Here is an 18,072-nt window from a genome sequence, read left to right on the forward strand (position 1 = left end):
AGCATACCGTCATGACATAGCATAATAATGAATACACAAAGACGGATAAGGAATGGTATTACCTCGCGCTTATCCGCAAGCTATACGTTGATTGGCTGTGACAATTCACAGCCACAGCGCGCAACATGCGCCTTTATTTTCGGCAGGTGGTATGAAAAAAGTTATTTTTTCTTTGGCGCTGGGTACGTTCGGACTGGGGATGGCCGAGTTTGGCATTATGGGCGTGCTGACGGAGCTGGCACGCGATGTCGGAATAACGATTCCCGCCGCCGGGCATATGATCTCGTTTTACGCCTTCGGCGTCGTGCTGGGCGCGCCTGTTATGGCGCTCTTTTCCAGCCGCTTTTCGCTTAAACATATACTGCTGTTTCTGGTCACGCTGTGCGTGATGGGCAATGCCATATTTACCTTTTCCTCGTCATATCTGATGCTCGCCGTCGGCAGACTGGTTTCCGGCTTTCCGCACGGCGCCTTTTTTGGCGTCGGCGCCATTGTCTTGTCAAAGATTACCCGCCCCGGGAAGGTCACTGCCGCCGTCGCGGGTATGGTTTCAGGGATGACGGTGGCGAATCTGGTGGGCATTCCGGTCGGCACTTACCTGAGCCAGGAATTTAGCTGGCGCTACACCTTTTTATTGATCGCGGTTTTCAACATCGCCGTGCTCACCGCGATTTTCTTCTGGGTGCCGGATATTCGCGACAAAGCCCAAGGCAGCCTGCGCGAGCAGTTCCACTTCTTGCGTAGCCCCGCGCCGTGGCTCATTTTCGCCGCCACGATGTTCAGCAATGCGGGCGTTTTTGCCTGGTTCAGCTATATCAAGCCATTTATGATGTACATCTCCGGTTTTTCGGAGGCGAGCATGACGTTTATTATGATGCTGGTCGGGCTGGGGATGGTGTTAGGCAATCTGTTAAGCGGCAAACTCTCCGGCAGATATACTCCACTGCGCATCGCGGTAGTGACTGACCTCGTTATCGTGCTCTCTCTCATGGCGCTCTTTTTCTTCAGCGGATACAAAACGGCATCGCTGACTTTCGCGTTTATCTGCTGCGCTGGTCTGTTTGCGCTCTCTGCGCCGCTGCAAATACTGCTACTGCAAAACGCCAAAGGCGGCGAACTGCTGGGCGCGGCAGGAGGACAAATCGCGTTTAATCTCGGTAGCGCGATTGGCGCCTGGTGCGGCGGACTGATGCTGACGCTAGGTTTTGCGTACCACTACGTGGCGCTTCCCGCCGCCCTGCTCTCGTTTTCCGCCATGTCGTCGTTGCTGGTATACGGACGTCTAAAACACAAGCAGCCATCGGTCACGCCGGTTGCCGGATGACACCATCCGGCTAGAAGCGTTACGCCAGCGGCCACAGCCAGGCCGCGCCGCGCACGCCGCTCGAATCGCCATGCCGCGCCTTACGTACCGGCGTCTCGCACTCGCCGCCAAAAACAAACGATTTCATCAGCGACGGAACCGTCTTGTACAGGCGCTCAACATTGCTCATACCGCCGCCCAGCACAATGACATCCGGATCCAGAATATTCACGACATGAGATAATGCTTTCGCCAGCCGCAGCTCATAACGGCTTAACGCCAGTTCCGCCACGGCGTCCTGCGCGTCGACCAGACGAATAATCTCATCGCCTTTTAGCGTGTTACCGCTCAAACGCTGGTAATCCGTGGCAAATCCCGTACCGGAAATAAAGGTTTCGATACAGCCTTGTTTACCGCAATAACAGGGAATTTCTTCGCGGTAACGCAACTCATCGTCATCCATCCACGGCAACGGATTGTGGCCCCATTCGCCTGCCGTACCGTTGCCGCCGATGTGCGCCCGGCCATTTAGCGCTACGCCCGCGCCGCACCCGGTACCGATAATCACCGCAAATACCGTTTGCGCCCCCGCAGCCGCGCCATCTACCGCCTCTGATACCGCCAGGCAATTGGCATCGTTGGCTAACCGCACTTCACGTTTCAGACGACGGCTCACATCGCTATCGAACGGCTGGCCGTTAAGCCACGTAGAGTTAGCGTTTTTTACCACGCCGGTGTAAGGCGAGAGAGAACCGGGAATGCCAATGCCGACGCTACCGGTCTGGCCGGTCGCCTGTTCCGCCATATCGACCAGCGTAGCGATGGTTTCTATCGTTTGCTGATAATCCTCCCGCGGCGTAGGCAGACGATGGCGAAACCGCTGCTCTCCTGCATCATCAAGCGCAATGACTTCCGTTTTTGTGCCGCCTAAATCGATACCAATACGCACATACCGCTCCTCATTTTTTGGGAATATCAACAGGGTAGAATTCACCGTTCTGATTGGCAATGCAAGCCTGCCGACAATTCGTTACTATACCGCCTGGATTTAACGACAAGGCCGTGGAAATTATCATGCTGTGGTTCAAAAATTTAATGGTTTACCGTCTTAGCCGCGATATCACATTACGCGCCGAAGAGATGGAGAAACAGCTCGCCTCAATGACGTTTACCCCATGCGGTAGCCAGGATATGGCCAAAATGGGCTGGGTTCCGCCGATGGGCTCTCACAGCGATGCGTTAACGCACACCGCCAATGGCCAAATTATTATTTGCGCGCGCAAAGAAGAGAAAATCCTGCCATCGCCAGTGATCAAACAGGCTCTGGAGGCGAAAATCCAGAAACTGGAAGCCGATCAGGGACGCAAGCTGAAGAAGACGGAAAAAGATTCCCTGAAGGATGAAGTGTTGCATTCGTTGCTGCCGCGCGCGTTTAGCCGCTTCAGTCAGACAATGATGTGGATTGATACCGTTAACGGCCTGATTATGGTTGACTGCGCCAGCGCGAAAAAAGCGGAAGATACTTTGGCGCTACTGCGTAAAAGTCTTGGCTCGCTGCCGGTCGTCCCGCTGGCGCTGGAAAACCCGATTGAGCTGACGCTCACCGAGTGGGTGCGCTCCGGTACGGTCGCTCAGGGTTTCCAGTTGCTGGACGAAGCCGAATTGAAAGCGATGCTGGAAGATGGCGGCGTGATCCGCGCGAAAAAGCAGGATCTGGTCAGCGACGAGATCGCCGTTCATATTGAAGCGGGTAAAGTGGTCACGAAGCTGGCGCTCGACTGGCAGCAGCGTATTCAATTCGTCATGTGCGACGACGGCTCCATTAAGCGTCTGAAATTCTGCGATGAGCTGCGCGATCAGAACGAAGATATCGACCGGGAAGATTTTGCCCAACGTTTTGACGCGGACTTTATCCTGATGACCGGCGAGCTGGCGGCGCTGATTCAAAGCCTGGTGGAAGGATTAGGCGGCGAAGCGCAGCGCTAACCAGAGGGTCCCTCTCCGCCGGAGAGGGGACTCACCGTTACAAATAGCGGCACAGATACGAGGTGGGCTCAGCGACCTGTAGATGAAACTCGCTGTGGCCAGGCACGTTAAACACCTCACCGGCTGTATACACTTTCCATTCGACAGTTCCCGGCAACAGTACCTTCAACGCGCCGCTCACAACCGTCATCTCTTCGGGTTCGGCGGTGCCAAAGGTATACTCCCCTTCCGCCATCACACCAACGCTGGCCCGGCCGGTGCTACTGCTGGTAAATCCAATAGACTTCACTTTCCCGGAAAAGTATTCATTGCTTTGTAGCATAATCAGGCCCCGTCTCATTATTAAATTAACACCCAATATAGAGTCCTGACGTTCGGCCTGTCACGTAAAATTAGACAAGCAGTTCTGAAGCTAACCGCGCAATCAAAACATTAGAGAGTAAAACCGGCACATCCAGCGCCTGCTGTAAAATATCCCGATGACGCTGATGAAAACCCAGACAATCCAGCATAATGACGTCCGCGCCTTGATCCAGTAGCGCCTGTCCGGCATCAATTAACTGTTGCTCAGAACCGTGAACCGGATTCGCCAGTGAATACACCGGCGGCATTTGCAATACCTGCCATTTTTTCTCCTGGGCCGCCAGAAGTTCTGCAACAGGCACAATCACGCCCACCTGATGCCCATCCACAATAGAGGCGACAAGCGGTGGAATAATACGCAGCGGTTCAAGCAAAATAGAATTACGAGCTGCCATACTTTTAATCGCCGCGGTGCTCATCAGTATAATGACGTCATAACCCTGGTTATCCAGCACCTCGACAACGCTCTGTAAATCTCGCTCCACCTTCTGGCGGGAAACATGGGCTATCTGGTTATCATTCAGCAACGTCAAAAGCGGATCGTCGCCAGGCTCTACAGCGTAATCCGCCATAACGTCTTCCCGGCTCATTTTTCCCAGCAGGCTATGATGGGTGATGTGTTGTTCGTCGATGTATTCCGTCAGAAGCGGTAACACTTCGCTCATTGGCACAACGCCGATTGTGAGGATTGCCAACGACGCACTCATTTTTATTCCACCTTATTACTTCGTCGTAATTCCCGGGCAAATATTCACACGCTCACCGCGCTACCTGCCCTACAAATCTCAGAAAGCGTAGCAGCAGATGAGCAACGTATTGTGTAAAGATTCCAAATAATTCCAATATTGTATTGTTATCGCTTAATTTACGGTTTTAGTTGCCAGTATAAATGTTTCAAGAATGTGATGGAGATACAATTTAGGGGTACCCGGAATCCCTTCCGAGTGGTTCATGCGTCTATGATTTATCCGGATCTTCGTAACGTTTTTTCGCATCCATCGCTTCTTCTGCGGTCGGATGCTCGCTGATGAGCGAATCAGGTTTCGGATGGTCAGCCCGTAGCTGATACCACGTCACCGTCTGGCCCGGCGTGCCTTTTTCAATGGTGACGATATAAGCTTCCCGCGGATAAGGTGGTCTGGTTGGCATAGCGTTTCCTTTATTCTGGGTGAGCGTTAAGTATAGACATCTCCCTGTAACCGTTGCGTCGACGGCGGCAACGCCGCAATAATTTCAGAAACGACCTGGGCCGGCGTTTTCGTCGCGTCAATAATGTAATGCGCCGTTTCGCGATACAACGCGTCACGCTGCTCAAGCACTTCCCGAACCTCTTCGCTCAACGGCTTGCCGGTGAGGGTCGGGCGCAGATCCGCTTCAGGTTCAGCCTCAAGCCGGTTAACCAGCGTGGATACCGGCGCGCACAGATAAATCACTACGCCAACATGGTGCATATAACGTCGGTTATACTCCGTGAGAATAATACCGCCTCCCGTCGCCACGACAGTCGAAGGCGCGCTTACCGCCTCCAGGGCCGCGGTTTCCCGAGCGCGGAACCCTCCCCAGCCTTCTTTTTCAACGATATCAGCGACGCTCATCTGCACGTGCGATTGCAGCCAGCGGTCGGTATCTGCAAACCGGAAACCGGTTGCCTGCGCCAGCGCCATACCGATGGTGGTTTTCCCACAGCCCCGCGGGCCAACAAGATAAAGAGGTTGCATCATAGCAGGCGTTCCCCCAGGAACTGCGCATACGCAGGATTTGATATCAGCAATGTTATAATCATATCATCTAACTAGTACAACGCATAAATGTAAACAATAATTTACATTAAAGTACTAAAGTCACAATATTAGTACTATAGCAAGAATCAGAAATGAATAAACTGTAAATTATTCATTACACGATTTATTTTTTACGCTGGCTTTCCAGCCACCACTTATCCAGCTCGGCGGCAAAATGCTGACGATCGCGCGGCGAGAGAGTGTTTGGTCCCCCCGTTTGTACGCCGCTGGCGCGTAGCGTGTCCATAAAGTCACGCATCGTCAGACGTTCGCGAATCGTGGCGTCGCTATAGCGTTCTCCCCGGGGATTAAGAGCCGCAGCGCCTTTTTCCAGCACTTCAGCCGCCAGCGGAATATCTGCGGTAATCACCAGATCGCCCGCTTCGCATTGACGCACAATTTCATTGTCCGCCACGTCAAACCCGGCGGCCACGCGGAGCGTGCGGATAAAACGCGAAGGCGGCACGCGCAAGGCCTGATTGGCAACCAGAATAAGCGGCAACTGCATCCGCTCGGCGGCGCGGTACAAAATTTCTTTAATGACATTCGGACACGCATCCGCATCCACCCAGATGGTCATAATGTCTCCCGTACGGTATACAATCTTTTATTGTCTCGCGCTTTTGCCTTTCATCAAAGTGCTGTTTCTCCTTCTGCCCGTTTTCAATCCGCGTTAAGCTAACCATTCCCCATAACACACAAACATAGGGAGTGACGAGATGGAGAAGAAAATCGGTTTTATTGGCTGCGGTAATATGGGCAAGGCTATTCTTGGCGGACTGATTGCCAGCGGTCAGGTACTTCCCGGTCAGATCTGGGTCTACACCCCCTCCCCCGATAAAGTTGCCGCCCTGCATGACCAGTACGGCATTAATGCGGCGCAAAGCGCGCAGGAGGTCGCTCAGGTCGCGGATATCGTTTTCGGCGCGGTAAAACCGGGCATTATGGTGAAAGTGCTCAGTGAAATCTCCTCCAGCCTGAACAAAGACTCGCTGGTGGTCTCTATCGCCGCAGGCGTAACGCTTGATCAGCTTGCGCGCGCGCTGGGACACGACCGTAAAATCATTCGCGCTATGCCGAATACGCCGTCGCTGGTCAACGCAGGAATGACCTCCGTCACGCCAAACGCGCTGGTCACACCGGAAGATACGGCTGATGTGCTGAATATTTTCCGCTGCTTTGGCGAGGCGGAAGTGATTGCTGAGCCGATGATCCATCCGGTGGTTGGCGTGAGCGGATCTTCGCCGGCCTATGTCTTTATGTTTATCGAGGCGATGGCGGACGCTGCCGTTCTGGGCGGTATGCCTCGCGCTCAGGCTTATAAATTCGCCGCGCAGGCCGTCATGGGATCGGCGAAAATGGTACTCGAAACCGGAAAACATCCCGGCGAACTGAAAGATATGGTGTGCTCGCCTGGCGGAACGACGATTGAAGCCGTACGCGTTCTGGAAGAACGTGGCTTCCGCGCTGCGGTAATAGAAGCGATGACGAAGTGTATGGAAAAATCAGAGGCGCTCAGTAAATCCTGAGGCCCGGCTGGACGTCATGCCGCCACTTCGGTGCGGTTACGTCCGGCATTCTTTGCTTTATAAAGCGCCATATCCGCAGACTTTAGCCATTCCCGATAATGACCGATTTGTGGCGTTAACGGCGCCACGCCCACGCTGATACGTAACATGACCTGCGGCGCGCCCGGCAAGCGTAAGGTATTTAGCCGTTCATGCACTCGCGACATGGCGGTAATCGCGCTGTCTGCCGGCGTTCCGCACATAATCACCGCAAATTCGTCGCCGCCAAAGCGCCCGATAATATCACTCCCGCGTAGCGTTATCTGTAATTGACGCGTCAGGGCGATAATAGCCTCATCCCCAACATCATGTCCCCAGGTGTCGTTAATGCTCTTAAAATGATCGATGTCGATAATCAACAATGTCGCCTCCCGATGGTGGCGTCGGCTGTGATCGAATTCATTACGTAATAAAATTTCCCAGTGGCGTCGGTTATAGACGCCGGTCATGCCATCCCGCGAGCTCATCGCCTGCAAGCGTCGCTTATGTTCCGCTAATTTAATGGCCGTTTGGTAACTTACCCAGGCGAACAGAAGCGGATACAACATAATGACGGGCAAAGAGAGCGTAACTTCCAGCGACGAGCTTCGCATCGCGACGGGTAGCCCGGTAAGCTGCAACGTCACCAGACATGACGCCAGCAAAAGCCCCATTCCGGCAGTGAATAGCCGCCGCCCGCCAGCCCCCATCAGATTCATGCTCATCATCATAAACAGCGCGGCGGCAGGCAACATATTGACGCCCATCAGCGCGATCCACATGCCGGAGAGGATCGCATCCACTTTCAGGTTGTAAATTTCCTGACGTAGCGGATCAAGGGCTTTCGCCGACCACTGCCACGCCAGATGCGGCCAGACAAAAGACCAGCCGACCAGCAACAGCCACCAGCCGCCAAAGACAGGTTGCGTCACTAACACGGCGGCCACCGGTAAAAACATCCCCCCTAACCCCACCGCGCGCGGTAGCCTGATGCGCCGGGCGAAGCGCAACCCGGAGCGCTGACGATCATCAGGAGAGTCAGGCGGCGCTACCGCCTGTTCAACCGCTTTTCGGTAAAAATTTTCATCATTCATTATTTTTGGGAACATTTAGAAACAATTTTCCCAAATTATAGAAACAGAGCGCATGGAGGGAGTATGAAATTTCGGGTGAGTGTTTTTCAGGGCTCACCCGATAGCACTACGCCGCTTTTTTCAGGCAGGCGCTCATAAACTTGCTACGGTCATCGCCTTTCAGGGATTGTTCCGTCGCCTGAACATTGCATTCACGCATTTTCTGCTGTTGCGGCGTCAGGCTTTTCTCGCCAGGGGCTGACTTACTATTTTTCAAGCAGTCGCTAAGGTAGGTTTTACGCGCATCGCCTTTCAACGCTTGCGCTGTCGCCTGCTGATTACAGGTCGTCATGCGCTGCTGTTGCGGCGTTAACGGTTTCTCGGTTGCGCCGACGGCGGTTAAAAAGACCAGGCCAAAAAGTAAAGTCACCAGTAATGTTATTTTCATAGCACCATCCTTTTGTCAGTGTACACATTACACGTTGTCCCTTTGGGAAATATCCCAGGGACTTTATATAAGTCTGGCTGTTACTGGCAAAAATACCACCCGGCTGTAAAAGTATTACTTACCGTGAGCAATAGATGTTTTATTGATTGACAAACCGTAGGCTAATGTGCAATTCGATTATCCACAGTCACACTGGCAGGATGCAGAAGAACAGCGCATAGCGTTACACTGTTATTACCATAGCCGCTTCGTTTTTATTTTCTTCTGGTTAATACAGAGCAAAATAAAAACGAAGCGGCCAGGGCTATTTTATAAAAGTAACGTTATAACAACTGTGTTGTTTTAAATACGATTAGTGCCGGGGGTGTCTCAGCAACTTTTTTACATATTGGCGCAGCAATTCCGTATCGTGATCAGGAACGCTGGCATCCGGCTTTACGCCTTCAAGTGCCCCCTCTACCTGACGTATCAACATCTCCTGCTCGTTTTGCGCCATGTTACGTAACATTGCTGTGACGATAATCTCTAACGCTTCTACCTGAGCAACCAGTTCTTTCGACTCTTCTTCTTTTTGGGCTAGCTTAAGCAACAACTCTGCTATGAGATTTTTCATGACCATATTTCCTTATTAGTTCCAGGGTGACGTTATCACTATGAAGAACCACTGCCTAGAGGCTGAAAGTACTATTTTTATGATACAGGAAGAACTTTACACAAATAATTATCACTGTCGCCGCAGCGAAACGTTTCTCAGACCGAAAACGAGACGATAATAAACCATCAAAAAACAATAATCACGCTATATCATAATTTAAGGTTATGCCATCTATAGAAAAACTTCACGGATAAAGAATATATCTTTTAATTTAAACCATATCGTAACGGCAGAAGCGCCGTTACGATGCACCGCTATTGGCCTTTCGCTTTTTGCGCGTTACGCCGACGACGTAACGCCAGGGTCAGTTGCCCAATATTGATCAACACGATCGCCGCCGTAGCGATAAAAACCCAGCGGAAACCGGCCATCGCCGATACCGTCGCGCCCATCAACGGCCCAACCACGTTGCCCAGGTACATAAATGACTGGTTGTAACCAAAAATACGTCCGGTAATTTGATCGCTGGAGTATTTCACCAATAACGTTTGTACGGCGGGTAACATCGCGCCATCGGCAAAGCCTAACAAGAAACGCAACAGCCCCAACTGGAACGGCGTGGTGACCCAGGACATCGCGAAGAAAAGCAGCACTGCGCAGATAAGCGTGGCCATCAGAATTCTTTCCGTGCCGATTCTGTCGCCAAGTTTTCCCAGGCGAGGCGCGGAGATAAGCGCGGAGATACCGGGCACCGAGGCAATTAACCCGCTAAGAAAGGCGATGTTATTACTGTCCGGCATCATTGATTTGATAAACAGCGCCAGGATTGGACTGATGGAACCATTACAGAGTTGAATGACCATCGTGGTAAAAAACAAACTGATCACCAGCGCAGGATAAGGTAACGACGCAAAAACGGCTTTACCGCTCAGGCGTTCGCTTTTCCTGATGACCGGACGTACGCCTTCTTTAATTAAAAATAGCGTGACCAGAAAGCTCACCACCAACAGCATGGCGGTAATCAGAAATACCGCCCGCAGCCCGATATGATCCGCGACAAAGCCGCCCATTAACGGCCCGCCGATAACGCCGCTGATTTGCGCGGTAGAAAGCGTACTGAGCGCCCAGCCGCTACGTTCGCGCGGTACCTGAGAGGCTACCAGCGCCATGGCATTGGGGATATAGCCTGACGTTAACCCCATGATTCCGCGCAGCAGGAAAAGTTGCCAGACATGGGTCGCGAATGCCTGCAGTAGAATAGCTATCGCCATCCCGAGCGACGCGCGCAATAGCATCAGTTTACGCCCTTTACGATCGGCGAGACTGCCCCACATCGGCGACACAATGGCGGAAATAAGAAACGTGATGCTAAACGTTAACCCGGACCACATTGATAACGCTTCATGGGAAGAGACGCCAAGCTGGGAAATATAAAGGGGTAAAAATGGCAGGATTTGGCTGATTGCCAGCCCGGTAAAAAAGCATCCAAACCAAACGGAAATTAGATTAACTTTCCAGGATTCCATAAGACTCGTAACGGTAAGTAGCTGAAAATACGCGTTAGCTTAGCAAGCTCTCATTTTCCTGGTGGTTCCAGAGGTGCGATACGTCACACTTTGCTATTTTGTCTCCCCGTTCATCATTTTTGTGAAACATATCACATTATATAGCCGCGCAAGGCAGACGTTTATGCTTTAACGACACACGCCGTAGCCCCGCATTCCAAGATGAAAATGGTTAGCATGAGCAGCGTTATAGTCAGGCCCGAGTCCATTGCCATAATAATGGCAACTGGCGTTTAACATAGCGCGTAACCAGGGCCCCGTCTCCTCACGCCCCCAGCCGCGCAGAACAGTGATTTTTCGGCCATCCGATAGCTGAAACCCGCTGACATCCAGCGCTTCTGCGCTGGCATGTTCACTGCGACGCGCATCCGGGCGGTGATAAATATTACGGCAGGCATAGCTGCCCAGATGTTCGATGCGGGTCAGGCGGCGCTTCATCCACGTTTCTGTTAAAGGTTTTGCCTGCTGTTCGACAAACAGCGCGGAGCGCAGCGCCAACGGGCAGGAGGCTAAAAAACTGCTGCTCAGTTTGACCTGGCCAAAATCTCTGACGCGCACAACATGGGACAAGGGACATTCACCAGTGCTATCCGCAACAGGTTGTGATGAAATTAATCCCTGTTGATTGGCCGCCGTCAAAAGCTCCCGGCACTGCGACAGCGTAAGGCGCTGTAGTTTGAAGGTAGTGATCCAGCCTGGCGGATCGGCAAGTTGTAGCGGAGCAAAAGGATTATAATAAGAGGGAAGATAACGATATCCCAGTCCGCCAATGCCGCCCAACAGCACAATAATCAGAAAACCCTTACCTCTCACGCGGCCTCCGTTCTCACATCCCATAAACATTATGGCAGAAGCCCGCGAAACCCGCGTTTTGTCGTGGTAATGTATACGCTTTGCATTCGATGGAATGGGTTTTTAAGATGGCGAAATTGCGGGTAGGAATAGTATTTGGCGGTAAGTCGGCGGAACATGAAGTGTCTTTGCAATCAGCGAAAAATATCGTTGATGCGATCGATAAAACCCGCTTCGACGTGGTGCTGTTAGGGATAGATAAGGCAGGACAATGGCATGTTAACGATGCGGAAAATTATTTGCAGAATGCAGACGATCCGGCACATATCGCGCTACGTCCTTCGGCAATCAGTCTGGCCCAGGTGCCTGGCAAACACCAACACCAGTTGATTAACGCCCAGAACGGGCAGCCGCTACCGACGGTAGATGTTATTTTTCCTATCGTCCACGGTACGCTGGGCGAAGACGGCTCATTGCAGGGGATGCTGCGCGTCGCAAACTTACCGTTTGTCGGTTCAGACGTGCTGAGCTCCGCAGCCTGCATGGATAAAGACGTCGCCAAACGACTGCTACGCGATGCAGGACTGAATATCGCCCCGTTTATTACACTCACCCGAACGAATCGTCACGCGTTTAGTTTTGCCGAGGTTGAATCCCGTCTGGGACTGCCGCTGTTCGTTAAGCCCGCCAATCAGGGCTCTTCGGTCGGCGTTAGTAAAGTCGCTAACGAAGCGCAATATCAGCAGGCGGTCGCGCTGGCTTTCGAATTCGATCATAAAGTGGTGGTGGAGCAAGGGATCAAAGGGCGCGAGATCGAATGCGCCGTATTAGGTAACGATAACCCACAGGCCAGTACCTGCGGCGAAATCGTACTGAATAGCGAATTTTACGCCTACGATACTAAGTATATTGATGATAACGGCGCACAAGTTGTCGTGCCTGCGCAGATCCCTTCCGAGGTGAATGACAAGATCCGCGCGATCGCGATCCAGGCTTATCAGACGCTGGGGTGCGCGGGTATGGCGCGTGTCGATGTCTTCTTAACGGCAGACAATGAGGTCGTGATTAACGAGATCAATACGCTGCCAGGTTTTACCAATATCAGTATGTATCCAAAACTCTGGCAGGCGAGCGGATTGGGCTATACCGATTTGATCAGCCGCCTGATTGAGCTGGCGCTGGAACGCCATACGGCGAATAACGCCTTAAAAACCACGATGTAATAGCGCACGCCCGATAGCGCAACGTTTATCGGGCGTCTTTTACCTCATCATCTTCGCGCCGGCGAATGATGAACCCCGCCAGCCAGAAGCTGATAATCCACGTTACCAGCCCAACGCCATAGGTTTGCCATCCTTTCGCCTCAAAACCCAGCAATCCTACGACGCCATTCAAAATAAAGATAAGGCCAATAGAGAAGGCATAGTAGTGCCAGTCACGACGAATTTTTACAGGCAAACGCATAACGACTCCGACGTATTAACAGCAACAAAAACGTATTTTTGCATACTTCTGGCGAGCGAGTCTGTGGGGGATACGGAATTTCTTAAATGTTAATTGATTTTGATAAAAGTGATCGTTTTGTGACAACTAACAAAAATTTACGCGATGGATACATTCCGTATGTGAAATTACCATGATTCTGATATTGACAAACACAATGACCTGTCAGACTTCACAGTAAGCCGATGGCATAACGCCAGATCGTAGCCGATCATCCTGGAGGTCTTTATGGCTGATTTCACTCTCTCAAAATCGCTGTTCAGCGGGAAGCATCGAGAAACCTCCTCTACGCCCGGAAATATTGCTTACGCCATATTTGTACTGTTTTGCTTCTGGGCCGGAGCGCAACTCTTAAACCTGCTGGTTCATGCGCCGGGCATCTATGAGCATCTGATGCAGGTACAGGATACAGGTCGACCGCGGGTAGAGATTGGGCTGGGCGTCGGGACGATTTTTGGCCTGGTGCCCTTCCTCACGGGCTGCCTCATTTTCGCCGTTATCGCCGCGTTTTTACGCTGGCGTCACCGTCACCAATAAACCTTAGCGCGCTGGAGAAAATATCCCAGCGCGAAATTTATCGCCCCATACACCGCGCCCGCCGCTCATCAACTCGTTTAGCAAACCAGGCGGTCGTCAGCTTGCGCGTGATCTTCGGGCTTTCCAGTTGAATACCGGGCAACATTTCCCGCGCAAGCGTCTTGCCCGTTTTGGCCTCGGCCAGTTTATAGACTTTCTTGTAGAGCGCCGTTTTTTCAAACGCCAGGCTATCGCCTTTCTCCAGTTGGCTGCGAATTTCGCGCTCACTCATTCCCAACTGCCCTGCCAGTTTGCGCACCGCTAACTCTGTTTTGCCCGGTTCCTTGCTGTTATAACGAATCAGATCGCCATCCAGCGCCAGTTTTACCCCACTGGCTTTACTGACGGCATTCTGGAACGCAGCGTTACGGCTGGCGTACCATCCCGCGTTGAAGTCGGCGAAGCGGAAAACAGGCGCGCTGTAGTTCGCCGGGTAATTCAGCAAATGGTAGGTTCCAAACCACAATCCGCCACGGCGCGTAAAGACCTCCTGACGTACCGTACCCGCCATCTTCCACGGATAACCTTTCGCGTGCTGTTCGGCAAAGGCAATGCTGACCTGCATCGGGCCGCCCGTATGCACCGGGTTATATGAGCCAAATAGCGTCTGCCCCATAGGAACCATATTGATAAAGTCGTCAAAAATAGCGCTAAGCTGTTTTTCGGTTTTTACCGTGTCCAGGCGTTCGCTATAGCTCTTGCCGTTAGGGGAGTTAATTTTCAGCGCGGTGTGCACCAGAAACAGCGGAATGTGTAGTCGTTCAGCACGGCGATCAATCTCCTGCCAGGCTATTTTACTTAGCCCCGGCACGACAGGATCCGCCTGATAACCGGACTCCTGCTGGGCGACAGCCAGCACCGAACAGATATTTTCTACCGTCGGCGCCAGCCCCTGGCTCTTAAACGTTGTCGCGATGTCTTTCGCCCAGGCCTCTCTGTCTTTGACACTGGCCGGCATTTTCTGACGTACTACGCTTGCCACGTCGACAGGCTTCTCGCCCTTGCTCACCGGCTGCCCGGATTGACTACTACAGCCAGCCAATATGGCGACCGCCAGAAAAGGCAGAGGATAAAGACGGGACGCCGTCGACATAACGTTTCCTTCTGTTAGCTAAAAGAGTGGCTCACTTCCTGAACTGGCTGACCATCCAACTGGCGTTCAAAGCTACGTAAACGTTTATAAATAGACATCAGCTCCACCAGAGTCGTCCAGGAGTTAATCAAATACTGGAACGAACCGCGCACCTGGCCAAACACGTTGGTGATTTGCGTCATCAGCCCCAGCGTAATCGTACCGGCAACAATGGAAGGAAACAGCAGGAACAAACCGAAAACGTTATCGACCTGCAAATAGAGAATGCGCGCGATGTTGAAATACATATAGTGAAAGTAGAGACGGAAGTAGTTATGGCGCACCGCGCTAAACAGTTCACGGACGGTTGGCGGCGTGGCGCGGCTGGCGTCATCTTCACCGTAGACCAGCTCCTTACGATAAGCGGCTTCCACTCGCTGATTTTTAAATTCCAGCCCCGGCAATTTGATCCCGACGACCGCCAGCAGGCCCGTCCCCATTAATGACCAGACTATGGCGGCAATGACCAGGCCGTAAGGGATATGCCCTACGATGGGTAAATCCGGCACATGCGCTGACAGGGTGACCAACACTGGCAGAAAGGCGATGAGCGTCATGATGGCATTGATAAAACTCACGCCCATATTCTCCAGTGTAGAGGCAAAACGCATGGTGTCTTCCTGTACACGCTGGGCGGCCCCTTCGATATGGCGCAGGTACTGCCAGTGCGCCATATAGTGCTCATTCATTGCGGTACGCCAGCGAAATACATAGTGGCTGACAAAGAAGTTGTTCAGCACACCGATCACCACGGCGATAAGCGCAATACCGAGAAACACCCCCACTTCATGATAAAATTGACCAAGAGTGACCTTGTGCGGCGAGCTGAGCGCCGTTTGAATCAAATCATAGAACGGCGCGTACCAGGCGTTAACCGCAACGCCAACCTCCACCAAAAACCAGGTGACAAAAATAATGAGCGAGGTGCCAAGTATCGACCAATACTGCCAGCGGTGCGGGCTATAGATGAACCAGAACGTTGCAAATAATCCCACACAAATCAGGTAATAAGCATAAAAAATCAGATAGTCCAGCGACCAGAAGCGCGCTGCGCTGATAGGCACTTCATCGGATGCCCCTACAAGTCGCGCCACCCAATCTCCTCCTCCCGCCTGCCAGAAAATGACGGCGATCAGCGCCCAAACAAACGCCGACATGAAAAACGGCCCTGGCTTTGGGAAAAAAGATTTAAACATCATGCTCTCCTGCTAACTTCTTCTCTTTATTACGGCTGCTGTAACGGCGGCAATATCACGCCATGCCCACGCAAATGAAAGGGCTAAACCAGGCATTGTGACCTACGTTGTGACGCTTAGTTCGCACTTCTGCTCAACAGAATTGTTTCGACGAGTTTCATTCTAAGCAGGCAGGCTGGCGCTATCAGGTTATCACAAGCGCTCTATCACAAAAGTAAACATTCTTCATCACGAAAACCCGCCGTTACGTTTTTTCACCCACTTTTTTCTCTTTAACGTTTTGCAATGTGCCGCCGGGTAGTATAAATACGCATAACCACCGTTATTTCACTTATGGACATCACCGTTGAAACGTAGTCTGCTTTTTACTGCCATGCTGTTTGCGGCATCACTTACTTCTGTCCAGGCGACTCAGCCGATTGCCGATCCGGTTTTTGCCTCTGATATCGTTGATCGTTATGCCGAGCATATCTTTTATGGTAGCGGCGCCACGGGCATGGCGCTGGTGGTGATCGACGGCAATCAACGCGTATTTCGTAGTTTCGGTGACACCAGACCGGGCAATAATGTTCGTCCACAGCTTGATTCGGTCATTCGTATCGCTTCGCTCACCAAGCTAATGACCAGTGAAATGTTGGTAAAATTGCTCGATCAGGGAACGGTAAAATTAAACGATCCGCTCAGCAAATATGCGCCTCCCGGCGCGCATGTCCCGACGTATCAAGGCACGCCGATTACGTTAGTCAACTTAGCGACCCACACCAGCGCGCTTCCGCGAGAACAGCCCGGCGGCGCGGCGCATCGTCCGGTATTTGTCTGGCCAACCCGCGAACAACGCTGGAACTGGCTCTCCACAGCAACGTTAAAAGTCGCGCCAGGCTCGCAGGCGGCCTATTCCAATCTGGCGTTCGACCTGTTAGCCGACGCGCTGGCGACCGCCTCCGGCAAACCTTATACACAACTGTTTGAAGAAAAGATTACCCGCCCGCTGGGAATGAAAGACACCACGTTTACCCCCTCTCCCGATCAGTGTAAGCGTCTGATGGTGGCAGAGAAAGGCGCAAGCCCCTGTAATAATACGCTGGCAGCCATTGGCAGCGGCGGGGTCTATTCTACGCCAGGAGATATGATGCGCTGGATGCAACAGTATCTGTCGTCAGATTTCTATCACCGTAGTCATCAGGCCGATCGTATGCAAACGTTGATTTATCAGCGCACACAGTTAAAGAAAATCATCGGGATGGACGTACCAGGTAAAGCCGACGCGCTCGGTCTGGGCTGGGTCTATATGGCGCCAAAAGACGGACGTCCTGGCATTATCCAGAAAACAGGCGGCGGCGGCGGTTTTATTACCTATATGGCGATGATCCCACAATATAATATTGGCGCTTTTGTGGTCGTAACCCGTTCCCCCCTCACGCGTTTTACCAATATGAGCGACGGGATTAACGATTTGGTTACTGAGTTAAGCGGCAATAAACCGATTGCTATTCCTGCATCCTGAGTCGTCGCGCCTCGCGCTATATCAGACGAGGCACAACATTTTTGTTAATATTCGGAGGGCAAACGGTTAATACTAATAAGTTTGCCTTTATTCATTTCAATGTAATTACCCTTACGCAGGGCCGCGAGAACTTCCGCCACCACCGATCGCGATACGCGCGTTCGTTGATGAATATAATTCATAACACCAATACGTGAGCGAAGTTCTTCATCCCACTCAATCATTGTCATTAACGTCGCACGAATCTGGTCGTAAGAATTATTACCAATGAGCTGCTTGTCACGAAGTTCCAGTACCTGGCTTTTCCATACTAACCAACAGAAGGCCTCACGCCACAGTTGGTTCTGCTCAATGATGGCGAGAGTTTGTGATGATGAGAGGCGATAACCGATGCAACCGCTCTCCGCAATTAATTTATATTGTGCCTCTTTTTTCGCCACACCATCGGCTAAGCCGAAAATAAAGGGGGCCTGCACAATACCAATAAGAACTTTATCACCCCGAACTAACGAAACAACCCCCTCTAAAATAACAAAGGTATGGGTATTACTTTCATCAGGTGAACAGATAATCTCTTTATCGTTAACAAACTCGAAACGCGTACCATGCTTAGAAAGGCATTTATCGAGTCTGTTGAATTCCTGTAGTGGCTTGCTTAAAGATAACATATGCATTCCTTGCAATAATGCCCGTCAAGTCCTTGACGGG

21 protein-coding genes are annotated in these 18,072 nt (G+C 51.8%); 6 read left to right on the forward strand and 15 right to left on the reverse strand.

The genetic code is table 11. The features are described 5' to 3' along the window. The first annotated feature begins 151 nt into the window (after window positions 1–151). Entirely contained in the window at window positions 152–1,324 is a 1,173-nt protein-coding gene (gene araJ, locus OLG56_RS16485) for an MFS transporter AraJ (protein WP_061377235.1), read from the forward strand. Window positions 1,325–1,343: 19 nt separating this feature from the next. Here araJ and mak read toward each other — a convergent pair whose 3' ends face one another. Beyond that, a complete protein-coding gene (gene mak / locus OLG56_RS16490; RefSeq protein WP_001219279.1) occupies window positions 1,344–2,252 on the reverse strand; it encodes a fructokinase in 909 nt (302 codons plus the stop codon). Window positions 2,253–2,377: 125 nt separating this feature from the next. On the opposite strand from mak, the gene rdgC reads away from it, so the two are divergent. Then, window positions 2,378–3,289 (forward strand): recombination-associated protein RdgC, encoded by a 912-nt coding sequence (gene rdgC, locus OLG56_RS16495; protein ID WP_000964305.1) that lies wholly within the window; start codon window positions 2,378–2,380, stop codon window positions 3,287–3,289. Window positions 3,290–3,326: 37 nt separating this feature from the next. Here rdgC and ppnP read toward each other — a convergent pair whose 3' ends face one another. The 5 genes from ppnP to OLG56_RS16520 all read right to left on the reverse strand — a co-directional run bounded on the left by ppnP (window position 3,327) and on the right by OLG56_RS16520 (window position 6,013). After that, window positions 3,327–3,611 (reverse strand): pyrimidine/purine nucleoside phosphorylase, encoded by a 285-nt coding sequence (gene ppnP, locus OLG56_RS16500; RefSeq protein WP_000941953.1) that lies wholly within the window; start codon window positions 3,609–3,611, stop codon window positions 3,327–3,329. Window positions 3,612–3,681: 70 nt separating this feature from the next. Next, the gene (locus OLG56_RS16505) at window positions 3,682–4,359 is read right to left on the reverse strand and encodes an AroM family protein (protein ID WP_001276437.1); all 678 of its coding nucleotides are present in this window, start codon (window positions 4,357–4,359) and stop codon (window positions 3,682–3,684) included. 250 nt (window positions 4,360–4,609) lie between these two features. Further along, entirely contained in the window at window positions 4,610–4,801 is a 192-nt protein-coding gene (yaiA, locus tag OLG56_RS16510) for a protein YaiA (protein ID WP_001143161.1), read from the reverse strand. A gap of 26 nt (window positions 4,802–4,827) precedes the next feature. Beyond that, window positions 4,828–5,373, reverse strand: coding sequence for a shikimate kinase AroL (gene aroL, locus OLG56_RS16515; RefSeq protein WP_017441687.1), 546 nt, complete (start codon window positions 5,371–5,373; stop codon window positions 4,828–4,830). Between the two features lie 184 nt (window positions 5,374–5,557). Then, window positions 5,558–6,013 (reverse strand): YaiI/YqxD family protein, encoded by a 456-nt coding sequence (locus tag OLG56_RS16520; RefSeq protein WP_000158137.1) that lies wholly within the window; start codon window positions 6,011–6,013, stop codon window positions 5,558–5,560. Window positions 6,014–6,152: 139 nt separating this feature from the next. Here OLG56_RS16520 and proC point away from each other — a divergent pair, with 139 nt between their 5' ends. After that, entirely contained in the window at window positions 6,153–6,962 is an 810-nt protein-coding gene (gene proC / locus OLG56_RS16525; RefSeq protein ID WP_000412193.1) for a pyrroline-5-carboxylate reductase, read from the forward strand. 14 nt (window positions 6,963–6,976) lie between these two features. Here the strand turns inward: proC and adrA are convergent, their stop codons facing one another. The 5 genes from adrA to OLG56_RS16550 form a co-directional block, all read right to left on the reverse strand. Next, entirely contained in the window at window positions 6,977–8,089 is a 1,113-nt protein-coding gene (adrA, locus tag OLG56_RS16530) for a diguanylate cyclase AdrA (protein ID WP_079980912.1), read from the reverse strand. A gap of 91 nt (window positions 8,090–8,180) precedes the next feature. Continuing rightward, complete coding sequence (gene psiF, locus OLG56_RS16535) at window positions 8,181–8,501, reverse strand: phosphate starvation-inducible protein PsiF (RefSeq protein ID WP_000705162.1); 321 nt, start codon at window positions 8,499–8,501, stop codon at window positions 8,181–8,183. 352 nt (window positions 8,502–8,853) lie between these two features. Beyond that, complete coding sequence (gene iraP, locus OLG56_RS16540) at window positions 8,854–9,114, reverse strand: anti-adapter protein IraP (RefSeq protein ID WP_001518423.1); 261 nt, start codon at window positions 9,112–9,114, stop codon at window positions 8,854–8,856. Window positions 9,115–9,410: 296 nt separating this feature from the next. After that, window positions 9,411–10,622: a multidrug efflux MFS transporter gene (locus tag OLG56_RS16545; protein ID WP_000446772.1), complete on the reverse strand. Its 1,212-nt coding sequence runs from the start codon at window positions 10,620–10,622 to the stop codon at window positions 9,411–9,413. A gap of 168 nt (window positions 10,623–10,790) precedes the next feature. Then, a complete protein-coding gene (locus OLG56_RS16550) occupies window positions 10,791–11,504 on the reverse strand; it encodes an extensin-like domain-containing protein (protein ID WP_000480786.1) in 714 nt (237 codons plus the stop codon). A gap of 77 nt (window positions 11,505–11,581) precedes the next feature. Here OLG56_RS16550 and ddlA point away from each other — a divergent pair, with 77 nt between their 5' ends. Next, window positions 11,582–12,676: a D-alanine--D-alanine ligase gene (gene ddlA / locus OLG56_RS16555; RefSeq protein WP_001096588.1), complete on the forward strand. Its 1,095-nt coding sequence runs from the start codon at window positions 11,582–11,584 to the stop codon at window positions 12,674–12,676. Between the two features lie 25 nt (window positions 12,677–12,701). On the opposite strand, the gene OLG56_RS16560 is transcribed toward ddlA, so the two are convergent. Further along, window positions 12,702–12,917 (reverse strand): DUF2754 family protein, encoded by a 216-nt coding sequence (locus OLG56_RS16560; protein WP_001239240.1) that lies wholly within the window; start codon window positions 12,915–12,917, stop codon window positions 12,702–12,704. A gap of 267 nt (window positions 12,918–13,184) precedes the next feature. Between OLG56_RS16560 and OLG56_RS16565 the strand changes: the two genes are divergently transcribed. Beyond that, window positions 13,185–13,493, forward strand: coding sequence for a YaiY family protein (locus tag OLG56_RS16565; protein ID WP_000763139.1), 309 nt, complete (start codon window positions 13,185–13,187; stop codon window positions 13,491–13,493). Between the two features lie 37 nt (window positions 13,494–13,530). On the opposite strand, the gene yaiW is transcribed toward OLG56_RS16565, so the two are convergent. Then, entirely contained in the window at window positions 13,531–14,625 is a 1,095-nt protein-coding gene (gene yaiW, locus OLG56_RS16570) for a surface-exposed outer membrane lipoprotein YaiW (protein ID WP_079839869.1), read from the reverse strand. A 14-nt stretch (window positions 14,626–14,639) separates the two neighbouring features. Then, window positions 14,640–15,860: a peptide antibiotic transporter SbmA gene (gene sbmA / locus OLG56_RS16575; RefSeq protein WP_000477022.1), complete on the reverse strand. Its 1,221-nt coding sequence runs from the start codon at window positions 15,858–15,860 to the stop codon at window positions 14,640–14,642. A gap of 346 nt (window positions 15,861–16,206) precedes the next feature. On the opposite strand from sbmA, the gene ampH reads away from it, so the two are divergent. Beyond that, window positions 16,207–17,364, forward strand: coding sequence for a D-alanyl-D-alanine-carboxypeptidase/endopeptidase AmpH (gene ampH, locus OLG56_RS16580; RefSeq protein ID WP_079972209.1), 1,158 nt, complete (start codon window positions 16,207–16,209; stop codon window positions 17,362–17,364). Between the two features lie 44 nt (window positions 17,365–17,408). Here ampH and iprA read toward each other — a convergent pair whose 3' ends face one another. Next, entirely contained in the window at window positions 17,409–18,032 is a 624-nt protein-coding gene (iprA, locus tag OLG56_RS16585; protein ID WP_000950236.1) for a hydrogen peroxide resistance inhibitor IprA, read from the reverse strand. Window positions 18,033–18,072: the final 40 nt, after the last annotated feature.

The organism is Salmonella sp. 2018103 (assembly GCF_026247685.1).
GTDB lineage: Bacteria > Pseudomonadota > Gammaproteobacteria > Enterobacterales > Enterobacteriaceae > Salmonella > Salmonella enterica.

What these genes read in the sequence shown, in the direction of transcription:
- proC (WP_000412193.1), top strand. Translation starts at nt 6,153, where the DNA reads ATGGAGAAGAAAATCGGTTTTATTGGCTGCGGTAATATGGGCAAGGCT.
- OLG56_RS16550 (WP_000480786.1), bottom strand. Translation starts at nt 11,504, where the DNA reads ATGTTTATGGGATGTGAGAACGGAGGCCGCGTGAGAGGTAAGGGTTTT.
- ppnP (WP_000941953.1), bottom strand. Translation starts at nt 3,611, where the DNA reads ATGCTACAAAGCAATGAATACTTTTCCGGGAAAGTGAAGTCTATTGGA.
- OLG56_RS16545 (WP_000446772.1), bottom strand. Translation starts at nt 10,622, where the DNA reads ATGGAATCCTGGAAAGTTAATCTAATTTCCGTTTGGTTTGGATGCTTT.
- iprA (WP_000950236.1), bottom strand. Translation starts at nt 18,032, where the DNA reads ATGTTATCTTTAAGCAAGCCACTACAGGAATTCAACAGACTCGATAAA.
- araJ (WP_061377235.1), top strand. Translation starts at nt 152, where the DNA reads ATGAAAAAAGTTATTTTTTCTTTGGCGCTGGGTACGTTCGGACTGGGG.
- yaiW (WP_079839869.1), bottom strand. Translation starts at nt 14,625, where the DNA reads ATGTCGACGGCGTCCCGTCTTTATCCTCTGCCTTTTCTGGCGGTCGCC.
- rdgC (WP_000964305.1), top strand. Translation starts at nt 2,378, where the DNA reads ATGCTGTGGTTCAAAAATTTAATGGTTTACCGTCTTAGCCGCGATATC.
- sbmA (WP_000477022.1), bottom strand. Translation starts at nt 15,860, where the DNA reads ATGTTTAAATCTTTTTTCCCAAAGCCAGGGCCGTTTTTCATGTCGGCG.
- OLG56_RS16565 (WP_000763139.1), top strand. Translation starts at nt 13,185, where the DNA reads ATGGCTGATTTCACTCTCTCAAAATCGCTGTTCAGCGGGAAGCATCGA.
- OLG56_RS16505 (WP_001276437.1), bottom strand. Translation starts at nt 4,359, where the DNA reads ATGAGTGCGTCGTTGGCAATCCTCACAATCGGCGTTGTGCCAATGAGC.
- yaiA (WP_001143161.1), bottom strand. Translation starts at nt 4,801, where the DNA reads ATGCCAACCAGACCACCTTATCCGCGGGAAGCTTATATCGTCACCATT.
- iraP (WP_001518423.1), bottom strand. Translation starts at nt 9,114, where the DNA reads ATGAAAAATCTCATAGCAGAGTTGTTGCTTAAGCTAGCCCAAAAAGAA.
- psiF (WP_000705162.1), bottom strand. Translation starts at nt 8,501, where the DNA reads ATGAAAATAACATTACTGGTGACTTTACTTTTTGGCCTGGTCTTTTTA.
- aroL (WP_017441687.1), bottom strand. Translation starts at nt 5,373, where the DNA reads ATGATGCAACCTCTTTATCTTGTTGGCCCGCGGGGCTGTGGGAAAACC.
- adrA (WP_079980912.1), bottom strand. Translation starts at nt 8,089, where the DNA reads ATGTTCCCAAAAATAATGAATGATGAAAATTTTTACCGAAAAGCGGTT.
- OLG56_RS16520 (WP_000158137.1), bottom strand. Translation starts at nt 6,013, where the DNA reads ATGACCATCTGGGTGGATGCGGATGCGTGTCCGAATGTCATTAAAGAA.
- ddlA (WP_001096588.1), top strand. Translation starts at nt 11,582, where the DNA reads ATGGCGAAATTGCGGGTAGGAATAGTATTTGGCGGTAAGTCGGCGGAA.
- OLG56_RS16560 (WP_001239240.1), bottom strand. Translation starts at nt 12,917, where the DNA reads ATGCGTTTGCCTGTAAAAATTCGTCGTGACTGGCACTACTATGCCTTC.